Origin of the sequence: Corynebacterium sp. HMSC074A09, assembly GCF_001811545.1 — a bacterium.
Taxonomy (GTDB): domain Bacteria; phylum Actinomycetota; class Actinomycetes; order Mycobacteriales; family Mycobacteriaceae; genus Corynebacterium; species Corynebacterium hiratae.
On record NZ_KV805175.1, the window covers coordinates 13,257 to 33,137 of the forward strand.

Sequence of the window (19,881 nt, forward strand, 5' to 3'; positions counted from 1 at the left end):
TGGACAACCGAAATAACAAAAGCCCCGTGCAAGAGCACAGGGCGCGCGCGGAAATCCGCGCTTATTCGCAAAGTGTCTCCTGCGTGGGCCGCCCTCTAGGATGAGGAACCTTCGATCCGGATATCCGGATGACCGACGGTCTTCGGTGAACTTTGACTCGGCCTCAGCGGGCCGTTCAAACTTCGCTAGGTACCTTACAACCCGACCTGTCATAACTCCAAATCGCTCCGCTGAGAGCTTTCGACGCGGGTTCCTGCATGAACGTTGTCAGTCGCTGAGCACTCCGCGCGGAACGATGACGGGGGCGTCGCTGCGTGGGTCGTCCCAGATCTCGACGTCGATGCCATAGGCTGCGGCCAGCACTTCTTTCCGCAACGCCTGGCGGGGCGTTCCCTGCGCGATGACCTCGCCGTTGTTCATGACCACCATGGTGTCGGAGTACTGCCCGGCCAGCATGAGATCATGCAACACGACGACGACCGTTTTCCCAGCGTCGGCCTGCTTGCGCACAAGCTGCAAAACGCTGATGGCATGGGCTGGATCGAGGAAGGTTGTGGGTTCGTCGAGAAGCAGCACTGGCGTGTCCTGCGCCAAGGCCAGCGCGAGCCACACCCTCTGGCGCTGGCCGCCCGAGAGTGCCGCGATGTCACGGTCGATGAAGTCCGTAATGCCAGTCTCCACGCAGGCCTGCGCGATGATGTCGCGGTCCTTCGCGGACAGTCCCCGACCACGGCCCAGGTGCGGGTAGCGGCCGCGCGCGACGAGCTCGCCCACCCGCAGCCCATCCGGCGCCGTCGGCTGCTGCGGAAGAAGCGCCACGTGGGCAGCGGCTTCCTTCGGACTCATGGCGTGCACGTCCAGCTCGCCGATGTGCACGCTCCCCTGCCGCGGGCGAAGAATCTTAGACAAGGTCTTCAACAATGTGGATTTGCCGCAGCCATTGGGCCCGATAAGCGTGGTGATTTCGCCTGGGCGGGCCACCAAGTCAACACTCGACAGGATGTCTTCCCCATCCTTATAGCCAGCATGAATACCAGTGGCCGTAATTTCTCTGTCTTTCACTCGCTTTTATCCTCTCCGCCGTGCGGCATTCCACACCAAGATGACCAGGGCGCACCCTCCGATGATGGAGGAGACTGCACCCACCGGAGCGTCCATCGGCAACGCTCCAGCAATGACAGCGCACGCGCTCAACAAGGCAGCGCCTGCAGCACAGGAGACCAGTGGCACAGGCGTGGGCGTCCGGGCAACAATGCGCCCCACATGCGGGGCCAGAAGTGCAATGAAACCAATGGGACCGGCCACGGATACGGTCACCGCGCAGATGCCCGTAGCTGCCACCAGCAGCAGCGCGCGTGTTCGCGTGATGTTGACCCCGAGGGAAAGGGCCGAGAGATCATCATGTGCAAGGAGCGGCAGCTCCCGAGCACACCACAGGCCAAGAACCACGAAAGGAGTCAGCCCCACGAGCAGAGGAAGAATGACCTCCATCCGCACGAAACCCGTGGTTCCCGCCAGCCACAGCTGGGATTGCGCCGCGCGGAGGAGCTCGGCTGCGCGTAAGAGATACGCCACCAGCGCTTGGAACAGCAGGGAGAGCGCGATTCCGACGATGACGATGCGATTGCTCGTGCCGATTCCCCCAAGCGCCACCAGCAGGATGGCCGCTAGCACCGCACCCAACAGCGCGAGTCCGGCCCGCCACCAGAACATGGAGAGGCCGTCGGCAAGCAACGGCCGGGAGAATACCGTTCCGAGGACCACCATGACGGACGCGCCACCAGTCACGCCAAGGATGTCAGGCGAGGCCAGCGGATTGCGCGACATGGATTGCGTCCACGACCCTGCCAGTCCGAGCGCGGCGCCCACGATGAGGGTCGCTAGAGCTACCGGCATGCGCAGGTCCCAGACAACGCGGATTTCGCTGCGGCTTCCGCCGCCGTTGAGGATCTCCAGGACCCGCCCCGGGCTCAAGTCCACGGGCCCCTGCCCCAGCAGGAGGACATAGGAGCTTGCCGCGACCAGAACAAAGAAGCAGGTGGCCGCCCATATCCATGCCCGGCGCTGCCGCTCCTGGGAACGCAGTTGCTTGACGACGTCCCCCTTCACCCGCCCACTCATAGCTTGTGCTCCCCGCGGTGTACGGCCCAGATGAGAAATGGTGCGCCCACAAAGGCCAAGACGATGGACATCTCCAACTCAGAGGGGCCCGCGATGAGGCGGCCGAGAATATCCGCAGCGAGTACGGAGCAACCACCGAGCAATGCGGCTGGGGCAATCATCGCGGTAACTTCTGGCCCCGTGAACCGGCGCAGCAGATGGGGGATGGCGAATCCGACGAAGGCAATGGGCCCTGTCGCCGCAGTTGCGCATCCTGCTAGAACAACGATGCTCGAGGCAGCGCCGCGCCGCGCCAGCGTGGGAGAACCACCTAGAGCAACCGAGGATTCCTCCCCCATTGCCAGAAGATCGAGCGGGCGCGCCACACGTGCGGCGATGATAAACCCGATGAGCAATCCGACACCTGCGATGGCGACATCTTCTGGACCGCGCCCAAACGTGGAGCCAATGGTCCACCGGCGCATGCTGTCGAGGACATCCGTGGAGTACAGGCCGATCAACATGGCGCTAGAGCTCAAGGCAGCAGCAACACCTGCGCCGACCAAGACCAGCGTCAGGGGATCCTGAAACCTGCGGGACACACCCAGCACTAATGCTGTGGCCAGGCCGGCGCCTACGAGGGCGAGCGCTGTCCGCATCCCGGTTGAGGTGGCGACACCTAGCGCCGTCCCGAGGGCAACCAGGAACGAAGCTCCCGCGGTGATACCGATGAAGCCCGGATCCGCCAAGGGGTTTCTAGTCCAGGACTGGGCGATTACACCCGATACCGCGATTGCTGCTCCCGCGAAGTAGGCCACGAACGTGCGGGGGATACGCAAATCCCACACGATGTTCTCGATATCTGCTTCGCCTCCGCGGAGGAGGGCAGACACCAGATCCGGCAACGGAATAGCCCTCGAGCCAACCGCCAATGAGCACAGCAAAAGGAGGAAGGTCGACACAACCAGGGCCGTGGTGAGCAGTGCGCGGCTTCTCCCCCGCGAATCCAGTGCGTCTGCCTTGCCACGGCGTTGCGGGTACGCAACGCCGTGGATAGCGTCAGCCTTCCTCGGTAGTGCGAGCACTTAGAGCTGCTCTTCGAACTTGTTGACGGCCCACGGGATCGTCAGCGGGTTCGGCACGCTCATCGCATTGCCGGTGTCCGTGTCGAGGTAGCGGACGCGTCCATCCTTGACCACGTCCAGGCCTTGGAATGTGGAATCCTTCTTGAGTTCATCGACCGCACCGTTGTAATCCAAGACGAACAGATAGTCCACATTGTTGAGCTGGGAGTAGTTTTCCGGGGCATAGTCCACGAAGAAGCTGGAACCATCACCCTGCAGTTCCTTGGGGATCTCAAAGCCGAGGTCTTCGATGAACTGGCCACGGCCGTCTTCTGCCGTGTAGAGGCCCAGCTTCCCGTCATAGGGCATGAGGATGGCTGCGCGCTTGCCCTGCAGCTCCGGGTGGGAGTCCTTGAACTGCTCAAAGGCGCCCTCTGCTTGGTCAATGAGCTTCTCCCCCTCCTCTTCCTTATCCAAGGCAGAGGCGATGGTCTTGACTTGCTCATCCCAGGGGATCTGCCAGTCCTCGAAACCTTCGGGCTTCACGGTCAGCGGGGCGATATCCTCGAGGGATTTCTTCGCCTCCTGATCCACTGCCTGGTTCACGGCGATGATCTGTGTGGGGTCCGAGGCAGTGACCTGCTCTAGAACCTCGGCCGTGAAACCGGAGGCGGTGTTATAGATCACCTCGGGCTGGGCATCTCCCAAAAGCTCCTTCGCCCATGGGCCAACTCCGGAGGGATCACCATCCCCTTTCGCACCCCAGGGGGCCACAGCAACCGGAGTGATTCCGAGTGCCAGCACGGTATCGGCATCACCGAGCCCCAGGCTGGCAACGCGCACCTCCTCAGCACTGTCCGCACCCGCGCTGTCCTCGCCACTTCCGCGGGAGCACCCCGCTAAAGCAATCGCTGCCGCTGAGACAATAGCGAGCACGGTTTTCGCGCGCCGGTGGATAGCAACCATGGAATAAACCTTTCCTTCAACGGGAACGAGCATGCAAGCATTCGCACCCCTAAATTATTTGAGGCTAGCCTAACCTGTACGTTATGATGGTTTCAAATTTGGCCTCTACCTAGGATCAATTCCCTTGACGCATCACCGCTTATTGCCCGTCACCCTCACCGGGAACACCCGCCTCAAGCCGCGGCTGCACCGTTTAACTTTTCACTCGCCGGCTTTTAGTGACTACCCCTTAGCCGGGCCTGACGAGTATTTTGGGCTCCTCATGCCCCAAGACGAGCAGGATTTTTCGCCCTTCCCGGTCGACGATGTCAATGTTCGCGCCGCCGTCACCCGATTGCCCGACGACATTCGCCCAGCATTGCGCTGGTACACAATTCGCAAGCTCAACCAAGAAGCGTGCACCATCGATGTCGACGTGGTGACCCATGGCGATAATGGCCCGGGCTCACGCTGGATCCTCAATGCCCAACCCGGGGATACCGCCGGAATATATACCGGGCAAGCACTGTGGCAGGCCCCTAGGAAGTCACAACTGTTACTCGCAGATGCCTCTGCCCTACCGGCGCTGTGGCACATCCTCGAGCACTACGAAGCCTTCTCACCGGAAACCTTGGGTGCAGTCGACGTCGTTGCCATGATCACAGACGACGCTGAAGTTGAAGACGGCTTGGAGGAGACGTGGCGCGGCAAGGTCCGCTCACTCACCATGGTCCTGGCTCCACACGACGAACACTGCACACGCGCCAGACAACTTCTCGGCTCCCGTTTCACCGCGGATACAGCGCCGGATTCGGTGTGGGTATCCGGCGAAGGGGACCTGGCCAAAGCAGTGCGCTCGATAGCCGTGCATGACTGGGGTGTGCCGCGCGAAGACGTCATCTGGTCCGTGTACTGGATGAAGGGCAAGCCGCGGCCTTAAAGCGGACTTCGCACGCATCTAATCCTTTTAACCGGCAGCGGATAGCCGGTGAATAACTCGGTGCGCTGCCACATGGTTCCCATCAGAAGGTTTCCGTCAGGAGGTTTCAGTCAGAAGGTTCACCTGCCCCCAAACGAACCTTCTTCGCTCCTCCATATGGTTTGTTTGCCCCCAAGAAAACCTTTTGACTAGAACCATCTACATCCAGCGTCCGCGTTTGCCCTAGGCCTGATGCATCTCCGCTTAAGTCCACGGCGTGGAGTACCTGACTTGGGTTACACAGTACAACGCGGGCCCCGGTGAAATCCGGAACCCGCGTTGTAAGGGGTCTTGTTTATCAGGCGGTTTCTCACGCCGCCCGCCCTGCAAGACTCAGGGTGTTCTCTCTATCTCTCATGCGCCTCTCTCAAACGCACAAGAATTAGTATGCAGCACTTTCCTTGAAAGGCCATCGTACTTAGCTGCCAATTACCTGTCAGAAAGATATCCGGCCGTGACCTGCATAAACAAAAGAGAGAAAGCGCGAAAAAGGCCCCAGCTCATCCAAGAGCCGGGGCCTAAAATTCGTTTACACAGACATCAATTAGTCGGTGTAGTTCTTCTCCACGGAAGCATCGACCGGGATGCCCGGGCCGGAGGTAGTGGAGATGGTGATCTTCTTAGCGTAGACACCCTTAGCGGAGGACGGCTTCAGACGAATAATCTCGTCGTACAGCGCGCCGTAGTTCTCAGCCAGCTTCTCAGCATCGAAGGAAGCCTTGCCGATGATGGCGTGCAGGTTGGAAGCCTTGTCCACGCGGAAGGAAATCTTACCGCCCTTGACGTCAGCAACAGCCTTGGTCACATCGGCGGTCACGGTGCCGGTCTTCGGGTTCGGCATGAGACCACGCGGGCCCAGGACGCGAGCAACGCGGCCAACCTTGGCCATCTGATCCGGGGTAGCGATAGCAACGTCGAAGTCGATGTTGCCGTCGTTGATGGCAGCGATCAGCTCTTCGGTGCCCACGATGTCGGCGCCCGCAGCCTTTGCAGCCTCAGCGTTGTCGCCCTCAGCGAAGACGGCCACGCGGACGTCCTTACCGGTGCCGTGCGGGAGGGAGACGGTGCCGCGAACCAGCTGGTCAGCCTTACGCGGGTCAACGCCCAGGCGGAAGACAACGTCAACGGTGGCGTCGAAGTTCTTGGAGGAGGTCTCCTTGGCCAGCTTGGCGGCCTCGATCGGACGGTACAGGCGGGAGCGGTCTACCAGCTCAGCGGCAGCCTTGTATGCCTTGGACTTGGTGCTCATAAGTGCAATTCCTTTTCTTGGATTGATGTGGTGTTAGCGGGCCGAAGCTGGCCCTGCCACGCGCGGCACTAGGCGTGCCGCGCATTAAATCGAATTTTTACTTAGCCGGGACGCCGTCAACGGTGATGCCCATGGAGCGAGCGGTACCAGCGATGATGCGGGCGCCGTTCTCGATGTCACGAGCGTTGAGGTCCTCGAACTTGGTCTGTGCAATCTCCTTGCACTGATCCCAGGTCACGGAGCCAACCTTGTCGGTGTGCGGAACGCCAGAGCCCTTCTTGATGCCAGCAGCCTTGAGCAGGAGCTTCGCTGCCGGCGGGGTCTTCAGCTTGAAGTCGAAGGAGCGGTCCTCGTAGACGGTGATCTCCACCGGCACGACGTTGCCGCGCTGGGACTCGGTCGCAGCGTTGTAGGCCTTGCAGAACTCCATGATGTTGACGCCGTGGGCACCGAGTGCCGGGCCGACCGGCGGAGCCGGGTTAGCAGCGCCTGCCTCGATCTGGAGCTTGATCAGGCCAGTGACCTTCTTCTTGGGAGCCATCGAATTACCTCTTTCCTGTGGTACCGGAGTGCCGCCACGATGAATAACAGCGCCCCGTCCGGATGCTCACGCATTGTGGGCCACCGGAGGATGAACGTTTCAACATGCGCGAAAGCGCACGGCGTTCAAGTTTAGAACACCGTGCGCCCAGCTCAAAATCGCTTTTTAGGAGATGCGCTCGATCTCCGTCGGGGACAGCTCCACCGGGGTCTCGCGGCCGAAGATGGACACCAGGCCCTGCATCTTGCCGGTCTCCGGGTCGATCTCGGAGATGGTGGCAGACACGGAGGCCAGCGGACCAGACAGGATGGTGACGGCCTCGCCCACCTCGAAGTCGTGCGCGTAGGCCTTGGCGGCCTCCTTCTCCGGCATAGCCACGACCTGCTCGCCTTCGGAATCTGCTGCGGAAGCTTCTGGAGAGACCGTCGGATCGTTCGGCATGAGGAACTTAGCCACGTCGCGGATCTTGACCGGGGTGGCGTTACCTTCGTTGCCCACGAAGGAGGTCACGCCCGGGGTATCGCGAACGACGGACCAGGCAGCGTCGTTAAGCTCCATGCGCACCAGCACGTAGCCCGGCAGCAGCTTGCGCTTAACTACCTTCTTCTTGCCGTCCTTCTTTTCAATGGCCTGTTCGACCGGGACGACAACCTCGAAGATGGAGTCCTCCACCTCAAGGGTCTGAGCACGCATATCGAGGTTGGTCTTTACCTTGTTCTCGTAGCCGGAGTAGCACTGGATGATGTACCACTGGCCAGGCTGCTTCTTCAGCTCGCGGGTAAAGGCGCGCAGGCGGGACTTGTACTCAGCGTCGGCTGCTGCGGCAGCGTCCGCGTCAGCGCTTGCCGACGCCTCCCCTGCACCCTCACCTTCAGCCTCAGCCTCGTCCGAGCCGCCACCGAGAGCGGCTTCGGCGGCCTTGGTGGCAGCTTCCTTCTCGGCGGCTTCCTTCTCCTCTGCGGAGAGTTCCTCCTGCGGCTGCTGGACCTCCTCGGTAGCCTCGACCGCTTCAGCGGCCTGTTCCTGGACGTTATCGATCATGGCCTGCTCAAGGGAAGTGCCAGTGTTTTCTTCGCTCATTGTCTGCTACTCCAAATTGGTATTTATTCTTCTAGTCCCCACCAGGGTACTCGGCCGGACTAGGGCAAAAAGTATCCCGCCGTTTCCCCTAGTCGAGCTAGCGGGAAGGCGGCGGGATGAAAGTATGTAATTAGTTTACTAAGGCGCGAGGATTGCTTCAACTCCGAGACCGGTCAGCGCGTCCACACCCCACACCAGAGCGGTGAGGACGATAAGGAAGGCGAAGGTCACCAGAACGTACTGAACCATTTCCTTGCCGGTCGGCCAGACAACCTTCTTGAGCTCGGAGGCAACCTCACCCGGGAAGGAGCCGACGGATCCGCCGAAGGAATCTTCCTTCTTGTCCTCGACGCGCACAACACGCTTGTCAGTGTAGGAGCCGGTAGAGGTGGTCGCTGCGCCAGAGAGCTGACGCTTGCCGGTTGGGCGCGGAGCCCCGGTGCTCGGCTGCTTTTCATCGCTCACGGCGATTCCCTCCTTGGAAGTGATGTGGCAGGGGCGACAGGACTCGAACCTGCAACCTACGGTTTTGGAGACCGTTGCGCTACCAATTGCGCCACGCCCCTCTGCGTGCCCTTTTGGGACAACGCACAACCCTACCAGAACGATGATTCCCCATGGAAACCACGTGCCGTATAAGGCTGGGAGTCGGTAGTGAAAAAGCGCCCGTATGCGGGCGCTTTTCTTTCCCGGTAGCGATGGCGAGAATTGAACTCGCGACACAGCGATTATGAGTCGCTTGCTCTACCACTGAGCTACACCGCCATATTCACTTTCTGAAAGCTTCCAGAAACATGAATGGAGCCCCCTGACAGAATCGAACTGTCGACCTTTTCCTTACCATGGAAACGCTCTGCCGACTGAGCTAAGGGGGCACAGCCTCTTTGAGTCACGGAGTTTCTTCCGCTGTGCTCTCGTTGAAGCCTTGAAAAGATTAACCCGAAACGCTTAAACAACACAAATCGCCAGTACGACAATGGTTTTTGCGCACTTTTCAGGCACCTAAACTCACACGCATCACCCTTGCACCACTCTCGCGGTAGACCACCCCCACTCCAGGCGCGCCAAATCCAGCTATTGTTGACGTATCAAATACTTTATTTGCTCTAGGGAGGACACATGAGCTCTGGTACCCAGAAACAGACACCGAAGGACTGGGCCGGCGACGCCCAGAATGCCTCGACGGACGGCGAATTCAAGCGAGACACCAACTACATCGGTGACCGCATCCTCGCGTCAGTCACTGGTGACAATCCACAGCCCTCCGTGAGTGGCAGTGGCGAGACTTTGGACTGGCCGGTGCAGCCCCACCGCTACCGTCTCATCGCCGCGCGCGCTTGCCCGTGGGCACACCGCGCGGTCATCGTCCGTCGCTTGATGGGGCTGGAGGATGTCATCTCCCTAGGCCTGGCGGGCCCGACCCACGACAAGCGCTCCTGGACTTTTGATCTCGACCCCGACGGGCTCGACCCAGTCCTGCGCATCCCCCGCCTGCAGGATGCGTATTTCGCACGCTTCCCTGACTACCCGCGAGGCATCACGGTGCCAGCCATCGTGGAGGAATCCAGCGGCAAAGTCGTGACCAATGATTTCAACTCCATGGTGCGAGACTTCCAAACCGAGTGGACCGAGTACCAGCGAGAAGGCGCGCCCAACCTGCTGCCGCCGGCCGAGCAGCAGGAAGAGATGGATGAGATCAACGACTTCATCTTCAGAAAATTCAACAACGGCGTCTATCGCGCAGGCTTCTCCGCATCACAGGAGGCTTACGAAGAGGCCTATGCGGATGTCTTTGAGGTCCTCGATTGGCTGGAAGAGCGACTAGCCCACCGCCGGTTCATCATGGGTGAGCACATCACCGAGACCGATATCCGGGCATACACCACCCTGATCCGCTTTGATGCCGTCTACCACGGCCACTTCAAGACGAACCGGAACAAAATCAGCGAGATGCCGAATGTCTACGGCTACCTGCGCGAACTCTTCCAGACCCCGGGCTTCGGCGATACCACCGACTTCACGGAGATCAAGCAGCACTACCACATCGTCCACCGCGAAATTAATCCCACCCAAATCGTGCCGGCCGGTCCGGATCTGTCTGGGTTGGCCCAGCCTCACGGCCGCGATCATCTGCCGGGTGCACCATTCGCCGAAGGCACTACCCTGCCGGGGCCGTTGTCTGAGGGTGAGCGGTTGAAGAACCCCACGGACTTTCAGCGAGAGCTGTTCAGCTTGGATTAGCCGCGCTTAACCCCGCCCTGCGCCGGGCCGGGGCCGCCGGATGATCGAAAAATCCCGCAGACCCATCTGATGTGTCTGCGGGATTCATTTTGTGCCAGGTAGAAGATTCGAACTTCTGAAGGCAATGCCGGCGGATTTACAGTCCGCTCCCTTTGGCCGCTCGGGCAACCTGGCAAGCACTCTTGAGTGCGGTTATGTACTTTACTACGAACTCCCGCCCAACATGCAAATCGCCAGGCAGGAGGGTATTTTAACCAACGCGCTGAACGGTATAGTCCGCCAGCTGGCGCAGAGCCTCACTAGCCGTGCACTCCGGGAGCAGGGAGAGCTGGTCCTCGACCACGCGCAGGTACGCGTTAACGTCGGCCAGCGCCTTATCGCGGCCGCCCGACTGCCACAGCAGCTCGATGGCGCGCTGTACGGAGGCGTCGTCCTCAAGCGGGCCCGTCAGCAGCGCGCGCAGCTCATCGCCAACCTCGCCTTCCTCCTCCAGGGCATAGAGCACCGGCAGGGTGAACACACCCTCGCGCAAGTCCGTGCCCGGGGTCTTCCCGGATTCCTCGGAGTCGGAGAAGATGTCGATGACATCGTCGACGATCTGGAAGATCATGCCCACGGCCGCACCGATTTGGCGCAGGGCCTCGCACTGCTCCGGGCCCGCACCCGCGTGGTAGGCACCCAGGTAGCCGGCGGACGCGATCAGCACCGCGGTCTTTTCCCGGATCACCGCCGTGTAGTGCTCCACGGCATTGGCTTCGCCAGCACCGATGGTTTCCCGCATCTGGCCGGTGACGAGCTCCTCGAAAGTCTCCGCGAAGTGCTCCACCGTGTGGGTATCCAGCTGGCTCATCAGCCGCGAGGCGTGCGCGAGCAGTGCATCGCCCGCCAGAATGGCCACCGAGTTGGTCCACCGAAAGTTCGCGGAATCCACGCCGCGGCGGCGCTCCGCCTCATCCATGACATCGTCGTGGTAGAGCGTGGCCACGTGGACCATTTCCACCACGGTGGCCGCCTTAATCACCTCGGGCGATTGCGAGCGTTCACCAAACTCGGAAGCCAGCAACGCCATCATCGGGCGGAAACGCTTGCCCCCGGCCAGGGAGAGGTGGCGCACCTTGTCTTTAATGAAGTCCTGCCCGCGGTCGAGCTCCGTATTCAGCAGGTCCTCTACAGCAGCCATCCCGGCGTTGATACGCTCGGTGAGCTGCGCATCCCCCAAGTCCACGTGCTTGGCGTGAGTTTGGCCGTGTGACATTAAACGTGTTCCTTTAAGCTCAAAAATCCTAGTGTTTACTTACCGTAGCCCATGGCACGGCCCTCAACACACTTGTGGCCACTATCCCGTGCAATGATAGTCCCCATGTCGGAGCAGATCGATTCCACCCTTGTTGACGTCGCCATCGTAGGCGCCGGGCCCGCCGGCGCTGCCGCCGCTATCCACGCCGCACGCGCCGGCCATGAGACGCTGCTTGTCGACGCCTCCCCCTTCCCCCGCGACAAGACCTGCGGCGATGGACTGACCCCGCGCGCCATGCACCAGTTGGAGCTCCTCGGCATCGAGGTCAACGCGTCCTACCGCAACCGCGGGCTCAAGCTACACGGCTTCGGCGGCACCGTGACCGCTCCGTGGCCTGAGGCCTACCCCTCGCACGAAGGCACGGCGCTGCCGCGCTATGAATTCGACGCGCTGCTGGTTGACGCCGCCCGAGACGTCGGCGCGCAGCTTATAACCGGCACGGCAACGCAGCCGGAGCTGGACGGCAACCGGCTGGTCGAGTTCTCCGTCGGCAAGCGCCGCGTGCGCGCCCGGTGGGTCATCGTGGCCGACGGCGTGCGCTCGACATTTGGCAAGCAGTTGGGCCGCACCTGGCACCGCGAGGAGGTCTATGGCATTGCTGCACGCGCTTATGCCGATTCACCGCAGGACGGCGAGGAATGGATGCACTCCCACGTTGAGCTCAAGGACCCCGAGGGCGTGGTGCAGCCGGGCTATGGCTGGATCTTTCCGCTGGGCCAGGGGGTCAATATCGGCTTGGGCGCGCTCTCTACGGCCGCCCGCCCGGCCCGCCTCAACACGAAGAAGGCGCTGGATTTCTACGCTGAGCAGCAGCGTTCGGAATGGGGTCTGGGCGAGCTGCGTAACGTCACCTCGGCGATGCTGCCCATGGGCGGTGCGGTGTCTGGAGTTGCCGGCGCGAACTGGATGCTCATCGGTGACGCTGCGGCCTGCGTCAACCCGCTCAACGGCGAGGGCATCGACTATGGCTTGGAAACGGCGGCGCTCGCCGTGGAGATGCTCGGCACCAAGGACCTCACCTTGGCGTGGCCAGACCGGCTACGCGCCGAGTATGGCGAGGCCTTCCTACTTGCCCGCACCGCCGCGCGCCTGCTGACCTACCCACAATTCCTGCCGCTGGCCGGACCTGTGGCCATGCGTGGGCCGGTGGGCCGCATGCTCATGCCGGCCGCAGCGCGCCTCATGGGCAACCTCATCACCGAGGAGGACAAGGATCTGCTTGCCCGCGCCTGGCGGCTGGCCGGCGGGGCGGTCTCTGCGCTGCGGCGCGATACGCCTCTTTGGGCTTAAGGCCTTTGGGTTTTACCTTTCGGCCTAAGCCCATTGGGCTTAGGCCCCTAGGCGGGCTTCACTGCGGAGTGCAGCGCCACGATGCCGAAGGTCAGGTTGCGCCAGCCTGCTTGTTCCCAGCCGTTGCGGTTAATGGCGGCGGCCAGCTCGTGCTGCTCCGGCCACGCACGGATGGATTCTGCGAGGTAGATATAGGCCTCCGGGTTGGAGGAGACCACCTTGGCAATCGGCGGCAGCAAGCGGGTCAGGTATTCCTTGTAGACGGTGCCAAAGACCGGGATAACCGGCTTTGAAAACTCCGCTACTGCCAGGCGCCCGCCGGGTTTGGTCACGCGCGCCATCTCCCGCAGGCCCAGCTCGAAGTCGTGGATATTGCGCAGGCCATAGGAGATGGTCACTGCATCAAAGGTGTTATCGGCAAAAGGCAGGCGCATGCCATCGCCGGCCACCTTAGGCACGTCACGGTCCTTACCGGCCGCGAGCATGCCGCGCGAGAAGTCACAGGCCACGCACCACGCACCAGACTTAGCTAGCTCCACGGTGGACACCGCGGTACCGGCGGCGAGGTCAAGAACCTTCTCCCCCGGCTTAAGGTTGAGCCGCTCGCGGGTCAGACGGCGCCAGCGCGCGTCCTGGCCAAAGGACAGCACCGTGTTGGTGATGTCATACTTCTTGCCCACCGCGTCAAACATGCGCGCGACATCGAAGGGCTTTTTATCCAGATCTGCCTTAGACACAAAAGCCAAGTCTAGGCTACGCGTGCACCAAGAGCGCGAGCGGCCCAACGCGGCAGCTCTGGGCGCTGGCCCAAGATGGTCAGGGGTACCTCGCGGACATCCTCCAAGACCTCTTCGTAGTAGCCCAGCAGCTGCTCGCACAACGCAGGCCATGTCTTCGTCGAGATGGACTCGCGAGCATTGGCGCGCAGTTCCTCGTGGATCTCCGGATTAAGCAGCGCATCGACGGCGTTGGGGAGGTCTTCGACGAACGTTGAAACGTCGAGAAGCAGCCCGTTATAGCCCTCCTCAATGAGGTCCACTGGGCCGCCCGCTCGCGGACCGATGGTCGGCACACCGGAAGCCTGCGCCTCCTGAATGGCCTGGCAGAAAGTCTCAAACTCGCCGGCGTGGACGAAGACATCGAGGGAGGCATAAGCCGCAGCGAGTTCCTCACCGCCAAGTGCTCCAGTAAAGGCTGCACTCGGCAGCTGCGCTTCCAGCAACGGGCGCTCAGGGCCATCGCCAACGATGACGAGCTGGATATCCTCGCGACCGTTTAGGGCCGACAGGCGGTGTACGCCCTTCTCCGCCGCCAGACGGCCGACGAAGCCGACGATCTTCTTGCTTCCTGTGGGATCCCACTCGCGGCGCAGCACCTCCGAGCGCTTCGAGGGGTGGAAGCGCTCGGAATCCACGCCGCGGCCCCAGTGGCGCACGTTCTTGATGTGGTGCTTCTCCAAATCGGCGATGGTGAGTGAGGACGGCGCGAGGGTCATCTGGCACGCATTGTGGATGGTGCGCAGCCACTCCCACACCCCATAGGCCAGCGCGGAGGCGTGGTACTTGGTGGCGAATCCCGCGACGTCGGTCTGGTACAGCGCCACTGCCGGAATGCGCAACTGACGTGCAGAGAAGGCACCCGCAGCGCCCAGAACGAAGGGGCTGGCCAAGTGGATGATGTCCGGCTTGAACTCGCGCAGCGCCTCGTCCACGGCAGACGTAGGAACGCCGACCGGGAGCGAATCCACCAGCGGCACGCGCACGGTGGGCACGCGCACGATGGTGAACCCGAGGTAGTCGGGGATCTCCTCTTGGCCCTTGCGGGCACCGGGGGCGATGACGATGGCTTCGTGGCCGTGCTCGTGGAGGTGCTCGAGGACACGCAGCACGGAGTTGGTCACTCCATTGACGTTAGGCAAGAAGGATTCCGCGACGATGGCTACACGCATGCGCCCCATCATTCCTTTCCTGAGTGCTCGGTTGGTAAAGCACGTGCTAAATTCCGGTTAATTTTCCCGCTTGCCCACCACAGGGCACCCGCTAACAGGGTAGCGACGGCTGCCGAAGACAGCGCCGGAATGATGGACAGGGTCCATTCGCGGCCTTCTACCTTGACCAAGTCCGGGTTGCTTTTGGCGTAGAGCACCCAGACCTGCTGGCCTTCCCCTAGCCCGGTGGGATAAAGCAGCCCGGTGGGTGGGGTGTGGTAGATACCTTCGGCATCCTGGAAATCCACGAAGGTGCGCAAGGTGCCGACATCCGTCACCGTGGCCAGGGCGCGCCCGGGGTTGGCGTTGATGGTGCGGTCGTTCAAGAAAGGGCCGATGACCATTCCCGCCATGCCCACTAATGCCGCGGCATACAGCACCAGGATCAGCTGGCGTACCCGGCGCCGCGGCATTTACTGGCCTACCTTGGCGTTCAGCGCCTCCTGCAGCGCGCGGCGCGAGGACCTCGTGGTATGCGCCTCCACGACGGTGATGGCGGTGGAGTATTCCTTGAGTTCTGCTAAAACGTCGAGCAGCTCCTGCGCCGAGCTCACCTCTCGGTGCTCAGCACCGCAAGCTTCCGCCAGCTTGGCGACGCCCACCCCATGCGGCGTTCCAAACGCCTTCTCGAAGGAGTCGCGCAAAGGTTCGCGGCCTTGTTCCAGCACCTCGAAGATGCCGCCGCCGTCGTCGTTTGAGACGACGATGGTGAGGTTCTCCGGACGCGGGTTGTCCTCGGGGAGGATGAGCGAGGTGGCGTCGTGGAGGAAGGTGACATCCCCCATGAGCGCCACTATGCGTGGGGCGCGGGGCGCATCAGCCTCACGGGACTGGGTAGCCAGCGCGATACCGATGGCCTGCGCGATGGTGCCGTCGATGCCGGCAGCCCCGCGCGGGGAGTAGGTCTCCACCCCGTCGAAGGGCAAGCCGATGAAGGAAGCATCCCGCACCGCGTTGGAGGCGCCCAGGACAAGGGTATCGCCGACGGCCAGGGTATCCCCCACCGCGGCGGCGACGTGGAGGCCGGTAAAGCCGATCTCGGGCTTCGTGGCATCCTCACCGGCGGTCTCCGCTAGGACTTCGCGAACGCCGTCGGCCGCCATCTGTGCCGCGCCTTCGCAGATCTTCATCCACTCGCGCGTGGGCTCGCCGCTGGTTTTGACGGTGGTACCCAGCTGCGCGGCCTCACCGCGCGGGTTGGTGAAATCTTCCGTGCGGGACAGGCAGATGAGGTCAATATCGGGATCACTCAGCAGTGCCAGCACACCGCGGTGCAGGGTGGGGTGGCCCACGACGATGACCTGCTCCACCTTGGTGTTAACCACGTAGTCATTGGCGGACACCTGAGCGCGGCGGAACAGGTGGGCCGCGGCCGGGTGCACCGGGTGATAGGGCGCGGGTGCCGTGGGCTCGGCGATGGTGGGGACATCCTCTAGGCCTTCGACTTCCCAGGCCTCATCGCCCGCGATGACGAGCGTGTTGCGGCTGAGATCAACGGCCACCTCACCGTGATTCGACCACCGCGGGGTACGCGCGCGGTGCTGCGTGTAATCCGTCGGGGTTCCGGGCAGTTCCTCCCCTACCAGCGGGGCATCGAGAGCCACGTTGATGTGCACCTGGCGGTCATTCAAAAAGCGCTCAGCGACGCGCGGGATATCACCCGTGCTCTCCACCTGGGTGGTCTCTGCGTACACGCCGAAGATGCCTGGCTGCTCGATGGTCTGAGAGGCCCCCGTGCCCACCAGGCGGGCCGGGCGGTCCGCGCTGATGACGGCCAGCGGGGTATGCGAGTAATGCGCCTCCACCATCGCGGGCAAGGCGTTGGCCACCGCGGTGCCGGAGGTCATGACGATACCGACGTGCCGGCGCTGGACGCGGGCGAGGCCGAGGGCAGCGAAGGCAGCGGAGCGCTCATCGAGGCGGGTATGCACGCGAATATCGCTGCGCGCGAGCAGCGCCAGAGACAGCGGCGCGTTGCGTGAGCCGGGGCAGAGGACGACGTCGGTGAGGTGCCGCGAGAGCTGAGCTGCTAGTGCTTCAGCCAGCTGCATCGACTCCGGCTGCGAAGACTCCGCGGGCTGTGTATTAGGCGTATTAGGCATTCTCTGCACCGCCCGCACCGGGCTCACCGTTGCCCGACTCTAATTCACCGAAGAGATCGTTGAGCAAGCTCTCTAGGTCAGACCCGCCCTGATCCAGCTGATCTTGGATGCTCGGCGGCAGCTCCGTCGGGACCTCCGGTGGCAGCTCAGTAGGAATCTCAGTGGGGAGGCGATCCCGCGGAGATTCCTTCGTGGTGGTCACCGTAGTGGGGACTTCGGTGGTCACGGTCTCGGTGACCGGCTCCGGGGCGGGTTTGTTGGCATCCGCGGCCGCACCGCACCAGAGGAAGAACAGCACGCCGGCGAAAACGACGGCGATAGCGGCGATGGCCGCGAAGACATAGGACAGGGCTCCCCCACCCTTCTTCGGCTCCTCCACCTGGTAGCTCGACGGAACCGGGTCATACTGCGGCTGCTGATAGTTCTGGTCATAGCCCTGTTGATAAGGCTGGCCGAAAGCCTGCGTGTTCTGGGAGCCAGGCTCCGGGAAGTGCTGTTGGGGACGCTGTGGCGGCTGCTGCTGGGGCGCGCCGAACTGGCGGGTTTCGTTCTCACCGTTGACGCGGCCGAACTGCCGCGTCTCGTTGTCGCCGTTGTTGTTGGTCATGGGATTTACCTTATCGTGCACCCGCGCCACTTAGCACCCGGCCGGTGGGCGTCTCACCCGCCGCAACCTGAGCCGGTGTACCATCCGCCACGATCTGTCCGCCCTCCGCGCCTGAGCCCGGGCCCATCTCGATGACGCGGTCAGCGCCAGCGATGAGGTGACGGTCGTGGTCTGCCACCACGACGCTATGCGAGGCATCCACCAGCGAGTGCAGCTCAGTAATGAGCAGGTCAATATCGGCCGGGTGCAGGCCCACAGTGGGCTCATCCAGCAGGTAGACGGTATGGCCCCGGTGCGAATTGCGGGAGCGCTGAAGCTCCGTGGCGAGCTTGATGCGCTGTGCCTCACCGCCGGAGAGCTCCGGTGCACCCTGGCCTAGGCGCAGGTAACCCAGACCTACCGCTTCCAGGGTTTGCAGCGCGTGGAGGATCGGCGCTTCATCTGCAAAGACCTCTAGGGCTTCTTCCACCGTGAGGTCCAGGATGTCCGCGATGGTCCGGCCCTGCCAGCGGATGGACAAGGTGTCATCGTTATAACGCTGTCCCTGGCAGTCCGGGCACTGGGTATAGGAGCCGGGCAGGAAAACCAGCTCGACCTCGATCTGGCCGGCACCGCCGCAGGTATGGCACTGGCCCTGTTTGACGTTGTAGGAAAAGCGCGAGACCGTCCATTTCTTCTTCTTGGCCTCCGGCGTGGCGGCGAAGAGCTTGCGGACATTGTCGAAGAGGTTGGTGTACGTCGCCACCGTGGAGCGCGGGGTTCGGCCGATTGGCTTTTGGGTAATGGAGACCACGCGCTTGACCTGCTCCGGACACTCTGGCCCCGTGAGCGTGTCATGAAGCGCGGCCAGCAACGTGGATTTACCGGAACCCGAGAGCCCAGTAATAGCCGTGAACTGGCCAAGCCCAAAGTCCACGTCGAGGCCGTCGATGGTGTGCGAGTGCACCTGGCGCAGCGCGATATCCCCGTGAGCCGAGCGCGCTTCGGCCTTGGGCGTGGGGCGTGGGCGGGCCAAGGCACGCGCAGTCGGGGTATCGGCGGAGTCCGCGGCCGCAATGTAGTCAGCAACAGGACCCGAGTACACCACCTGGCCGCCGCGCTCACCGGCGAGCGGGCCGACGTCCACGATCCAATCGGCGTGCTTGACCAGCTCCATATCGTGCTCCACCAGCAGCACCGAATTGCCCTCCGCGATGAAGCGACGGCACATGTCGAGCACCGCGCCCCGCTCCACCGGATGCAAGCCCGCAGAGGGCTCATCCAGGACATAGGTCACGCCATAGAGCCCGGAGCGCAGCTGCGCTGCCAGGCGCAGGCGCTGCACCTCACCGCCCGAGAGCGTGTCCGTCGGCCTATCCAGGCTGAGGTGCCCAAGTCCGAGTTCCAAGGCCGATTCGAAAGCCGGCAGGAGGGCCTTGAGGAGCAGGTCCTCAGCGTCATTCGGTTGCGGTTTCTGGGCTTTGAGGAGCTCGAAGGTTTCGCTGAGCGGGAGGGCATTGAAACGGTCGATAGGCAGCCCGGCATAGGTCACCTTGAGCGCCTTCGCCGTCAGCCGCCGCCCATCGCAAACATCGCAGCGGCGGGTTTCCATGAAACTCAAGACGCGGGCGCGAAGCGTATCCGACTTCGTCTCCGCATAAGTCTTGGTCAGGTAGCTAGCCACGGAGCGCCACGTGCCCTCGTAGTTGCGCTGGATCTGATCCGCCCCGCGGTGCGGCTTGACGGTTACTACCGGGCGTTCCTCAGTGAAGAGGATCCACTCGCGGTCCTTCTTCGGCAGCTGCTCCCACGGCGAGTCCAGGTCATAGCCCAGCTCCTGGAGGATGTCGTGGAAATTCTTGCCCGCCCAGGCCCCGGGCCAGGCGGCAATCGCCCCATCCTCGATGCTCAAGCTGGGGTCCGGCACCATGGAGGCCTCCGTGGGCTCATGCACCACGCCGGTGCCCTGGCACTCCGGGCACATGCCCTCCGGGGTATTGGGTGAAAAGGAATCGGAGTACAGGCCCTCCGGGTTGTCACCGCAGCGCGAGTAGAGCAGACGCACGGAATTGGACATGGCGGAGATCGTGCCCACCGTGGAGCGCGCGCTGCTTGCCGACGCCGACTGCTGCAACGCCACCGTCGGCGGCAGCCCCTCGATGCGGCCGACCTGCGGGTCCACCGCTGAGGCGATGAGGCGGCGGGCGAAAGGCGCGACGGACTCCAGATAGCGGCGCTGCCCTTCGCCATGAATGGTGCCGAAGGCAAGAGAGGACTTGCCGGAGCCGGACACCCCGGTCACGGCCACGAGCTGGCCGCGCGGGAGGTCCACGTCGACGTTGCGAAGGTTGTGCAGGTGCGCGTCTCTCACGGAAATGGTCATGCCCGCCAGCCTACGCTGCACCCCGGACATGGACCGT

Annotated in this window: 18 protein-coding genes and 4 tRNA genes; 3 read left to right on the forward strand and 19 right to left on the reverse strand. The window is 62.7% G+C overall.

Annotated elements, in window-relative coordinates; translation table 11 throughout:
- Positions 1-267: 267 nt before the first annotated feature.
- The 4 genes from HMPREF2807_RS12515 to HMPREF2807_RS12530 are packed head-to-tail and all read right to left on the reverse strand — an operon-like array spanning position 268 to position 4,130.
- Positions 268-1,062: an ABC transporter ATP-binding protein gene (locus tag HMPREF2807_RS12515; RefSeq protein ID WP_070513377.1), complete on the reverse strand. Its 795-nt coding sequence runs from the start codon at positions 1,060-1,062 to the stop codon at positions 268-270.
- Positions 1,063-1,068: 6 nt separating this feature from the next.
- The gene (locus HMPREF2807_RS12520; protein ID WP_070513381.1) at positions 1,069-2,121 is read right to left on the reverse strand and encodes a FecCD family ABC transporter permease; all 1,053 of its coding nucleotides are present in this window, start codon (positions 2,119-2,121) and stop codon (positions 1,069-1,071) included.
- Positions 2,118-3,185, reverse strand: a complete 1,068-nt coding sequence (locus HMPREF2807_RS12525; protein ID WP_083306509.1) for a FecCD family ABC transporter permease — start codon at positions 3,183-3,185, stop codon at positions 2,118-2,120. The genes HMPREF2807_RS12520 and HMPREF2807_RS12525 overlap by 4 nt, the downstream gene beginning before the upstream one ends.
- Positions 3,186-4,130: an ABC transporter substrate-binding protein gene (locus HMPREF2807_RS12530; protein ID WP_046647765.1), complete on the reverse strand. Its 945-nt coding sequence runs from the start codon at positions 4,128-4,130 to the stop codon at positions 3,186-3,188.
- Between the two features lie 142 nt (positions 4,131-4,272).
- On the opposite strand from HMPREF2807_RS12530, the gene HMPREF2807_RS12535 reads away from it, so the two are divergent.
- Positions 4,273-5,049 (forward strand): siderophore-interacting protein, encoded by a 777-nt coding sequence (locus HMPREF2807_RS12535; RefSeq protein WP_232745281.1) that lies wholly within the window; start codon positions 4,273-4,275, stop codon positions 5,047-5,049.
- A 583-nt stretch (positions 5,050-5,632) separates the two neighbouring features.
- Here the strand turns inward: HMPREF2807_RS12535 and rplA are convergent.
- From rplA to HMPREF2807_RS12570, 7 genes are all read right to left on the reverse strand, one after another.
- Positions 5,633-6,337 carry a 50S ribosomal protein L1 gene (gene rplA / locus HMPREF2807_RS12540; RefSeq protein ID WP_070513384.1) on the reverse strand — a complete coding sequence of 235 codons (705 nt, stop codon included), beginning with the start codon at positions 6,335-6,337 and terminating at the stop codon, positions 5,633-5,635.
- A gap of 97 nt (positions 6,338-6,434) precedes the next feature.
- Positions 6,435-6,878, reverse strand: coding sequence for a 50S ribosomal protein L11 (rplK, locus tag HMPREF2807_RS12545; protein WP_010189723.1), 444 nt, complete (start codon positions 6,876-6,878; stop codon positions 6,435-6,437).
- Positions 6,879-7,043: 165 nt separating this feature from the next.
- The gene (nusG, locus tag HMPREF2807_RS12550; RefSeq protein WP_046647768.1) at positions 7,044-7,958 is read right to left on the reverse strand and encodes a transcription termination/antitermination protein NusG; all 915 of its coding nucleotides are present in this window, start codon (positions 7,956-7,958) and stop codon (positions 7,044-7,046) included.
- A 138-nt stretch (positions 7,959-8,096) separates the two neighbouring features.
- Positions 8,097-8,423 carry a preprotein translocase subunit SecE gene (gene secE, locus HMPREF2807_RS12555; RefSeq protein ID WP_046647902.1) on the reverse strand — a complete coding sequence of 109 codons (327 nt, stop codon included), beginning with the start codon at positions 8,421-8,423 and terminating at the stop codon, positions 8,097-8,099.
- Positions 8,424-8,448: 25 nt separating this feature from the next.
- Positions 8,449-8,524, reverse strand: a tRNA-Trp gene (locus HMPREF2807_RS12560).
- 127 nt (positions 8,525-8,651) lie between these two features.
- Positions 8,652-8,723 (reverse strand) — tRNA-Met (locus tag HMPREF2807_RS12565).
- A gap of 34 nt (positions 8,724-8,757) precedes the next feature.
- A tRNA-Thr gene (locus HMPREF2807_RS12570) sits at positions 8,758-8,833 on the reverse strand.
- 244 nt (positions 8,834-9,077) lie between these two features.
- Between HMPREF2807_RS12570 and HMPREF2807_RS12575 the strand changes: the two genes are divergently transcribed.
- Positions 9,078-10,199, forward strand: a complete 1,122-nt coding sequence (locus HMPREF2807_RS12575; RefSeq protein WP_070513387.1) for a glutathione S-transferase C-terminal domain-containing protein — start codon at positions 9,078-9,080, stop codon at positions 10,197-10,199.
- 92 nt (positions 10,200-10,291) lie between these two features.
- On the opposite strand, the gene HMPREF2807_RS12580 is transcribed toward HMPREF2807_RS12575, so the two are convergent.
- A tRNA-Tyr gene (locus HMPREF2807_RS12580) sits at positions 10,292-10,373 on the reverse strand.
- A gap of 76 nt (positions 10,374-10,449) precedes the next feature.
- Positions 10,450-11,454, reverse strand: a complete 1,005-nt coding sequence (locus HMPREF2807_RS12585) for a polyprenyl synthetase family protein (RefSeq protein WP_046647769.1) — start codon at positions 11,452-11,454, stop codon at positions 10,450-10,452.
- A gap of 93 nt (positions 11,455-11,547) precedes the next feature.
- Here HMPREF2807_RS12585 and HMPREF2807_RS12590 point away from each other — a divergent pair, with 93 nt between their 5' ends.
- Entirely contained in the window at positions 11,548-12,786 is a 1,239-nt protein-coding gene (locus HMPREF2807_RS12590) for a geranylgeranyl reductase family protein (protein WP_070513390.1), read from the forward strand.
- Between the two features lie 47 nt (positions 12,787-12,833).
- Here the strand turns inward: HMPREF2807_RS12590 and HMPREF2807_RS12595 are convergent, their stop codons facing one another.
- From HMPREF2807_RS12595 to HMPREF2807_RS12620, 6 genes are read right to left on the reverse strand one after another with little or no spacing between them, the layout of a single operon-like run.
- The gene (locus HMPREF2807_RS12595) at positions 12,834-13,523 is read right to left on the reverse strand and encodes a demethylmenaquinone methyltransferase (RefSeq protein WP_070513498.1); all 690 of its coding nucleotides are present in this window, start codon (positions 13,521-13,523) and stop codon (positions 12,834-12,836) included.
- An 11-nt stretch (positions 13,524-13,534) separates the two neighbouring features.
- Complete coding sequence (locus HMPREF2807_RS12600; RefSeq protein ID WP_070513501.1) at positions 13,535-14,734, reverse strand: glycosyltransferase family 4 protein; 1,200 nt, start codon at positions 14,732-14,734, stop codon at positions 13,535-13,537.
- Positions 14,735-14,742: 8 nt separating this feature from the next.
- Positions 14,743-15,186, reverse strand: coding sequence for a DUF3592 domain-containing protein (locus HMPREF2807_RS12605; RefSeq protein WP_049154838.1), 444 nt, complete (start codon positions 15,184-15,186; stop codon positions 14,743-14,745).
- Positions 15,187-16,875: a 2-succinyl-5-enolpyruvyl-6-hydroxy-3-cyclohexene-1-carboxylic-acid synthase gene (menD, locus tag HMPREF2807_RS12610; RefSeq protein WP_070513392.1), complete on the reverse strand. Its 1,689-nt coding sequence runs from the start codon at positions 16,873-16,875 to the stop codon at positions 15,187-15,189.
- Entirely contained in the window at positions 16,868-17,482 is a 615-nt protein-coding gene (locus HMPREF2807_RS12615) for a hypothetical protein (RefSeq protein WP_070513395.1), read from the reverse strand. The genes menD and HMPREF2807_RS12615 overlap by 8 nt, the downstream gene beginning before the upstream one ends.
- A 10-nt stretch (positions 17,483-17,492) precedes the next feature.
- Complete coding sequence (locus tag HMPREF2807_RS12620) at positions 17,493-19,844, reverse strand: ATP-binding cassette domain-containing protein (protein WP_070513399.1); 2,352 nt, start codon at positions 19,842-19,844, stop codon at positions 17,493-17,495.
- Positions 19,845-19,881: the final 37 nt, after the last annotated feature.

Coding starts and splice junctions, on each gene's coding strand:
- HMPREF2807_RS12520 (WP_070513381.1), bottom strand. CDS start 2,121: ATGAGTGGGCGGGTGAAGGGGGACGTCGTCAAGCAACTGCGTTCCCAG.
- HMPREF2807_RS12530 (WP_046647765.1), bottom strand. CDS start 4,130: ATGGTTGCTATCCACCGGCGCGCGAAAACCGTGCTCGCTATTGTCTCA.
- rplA (WP_070513384.1), bottom strand. CDS start 6,337: ATGAGCACCAAGTCCAAGGCATACAAGGCTGCCGCTGAGCTGGTAGAC.
- rplK (WP_010189723.1), bottom strand. CDS start 6,878: ATGGCTCCCAAGAAGAAGGTCACTGGCCTGATCAAGCTCCAGATCGAG.
- nusG (WP_046647768.1), bottom strand. CDS start 7,958: ATGAGCGAAGAAAACACTGGCACTTCCCTTGAGCAGGCCATGATCGAT.
- HMPREF2807_RS12575 (WP_070513387.1), top strand. CDS start 9,078: ATGAGCTCTGGTACCCAGAAACAGACACCGAAGGACTGGGCCGGCGAC.
- HMPREF2807_RS12585 (WP_046647769.1), bottom strand. CDS start 11,454: ATGTCACACGGCCAAACTCACGCCAAGCACGTGGACTTGGGGGATGCG.
- HMPREF2807_RS12590 (WP_070513390.1), top strand. CDS start 11,548: ATGATAGTCCCCATGTCGGAGCAGATCGATTCCACCCTTGTTGACGTC.
- HMPREF2807_RS12600 (WP_070513501.1), bottom strand. CDS start 14,734: ATGCGTGTAGCCATCGTCGCGGAATCCTTCTTGCCTAACGTCAATGGA.
- HMPREF2807_RS12605 (WP_049154838.1), bottom strand. CDS start 15,186: ATGCCGCGGCGCCGGGTACGCCAGCTGATCCTGGTGCTGTATGCCGCG.
- menD (WP_070513392.1), bottom strand. CDS start 16,875: ATGCCTAATACGCCTAATACACAGCCCGCGGAGTCTTCGCAGCCGGAG.
- HMPREF2807_RS12615 (WP_070513395.1), bottom strand. CDS start 17,482: ATGACCAACAACAACGGCGACAACGAGACGCGGCAGTTCGGCCGCGTC.
- HMPREF2807_RS12620 (WP_070513399.1), bottom strand. CDS start 19,844: ATGACCATTTCCGTGAGAGACGCGCACCTGCACAACCTTCGCAACGTC.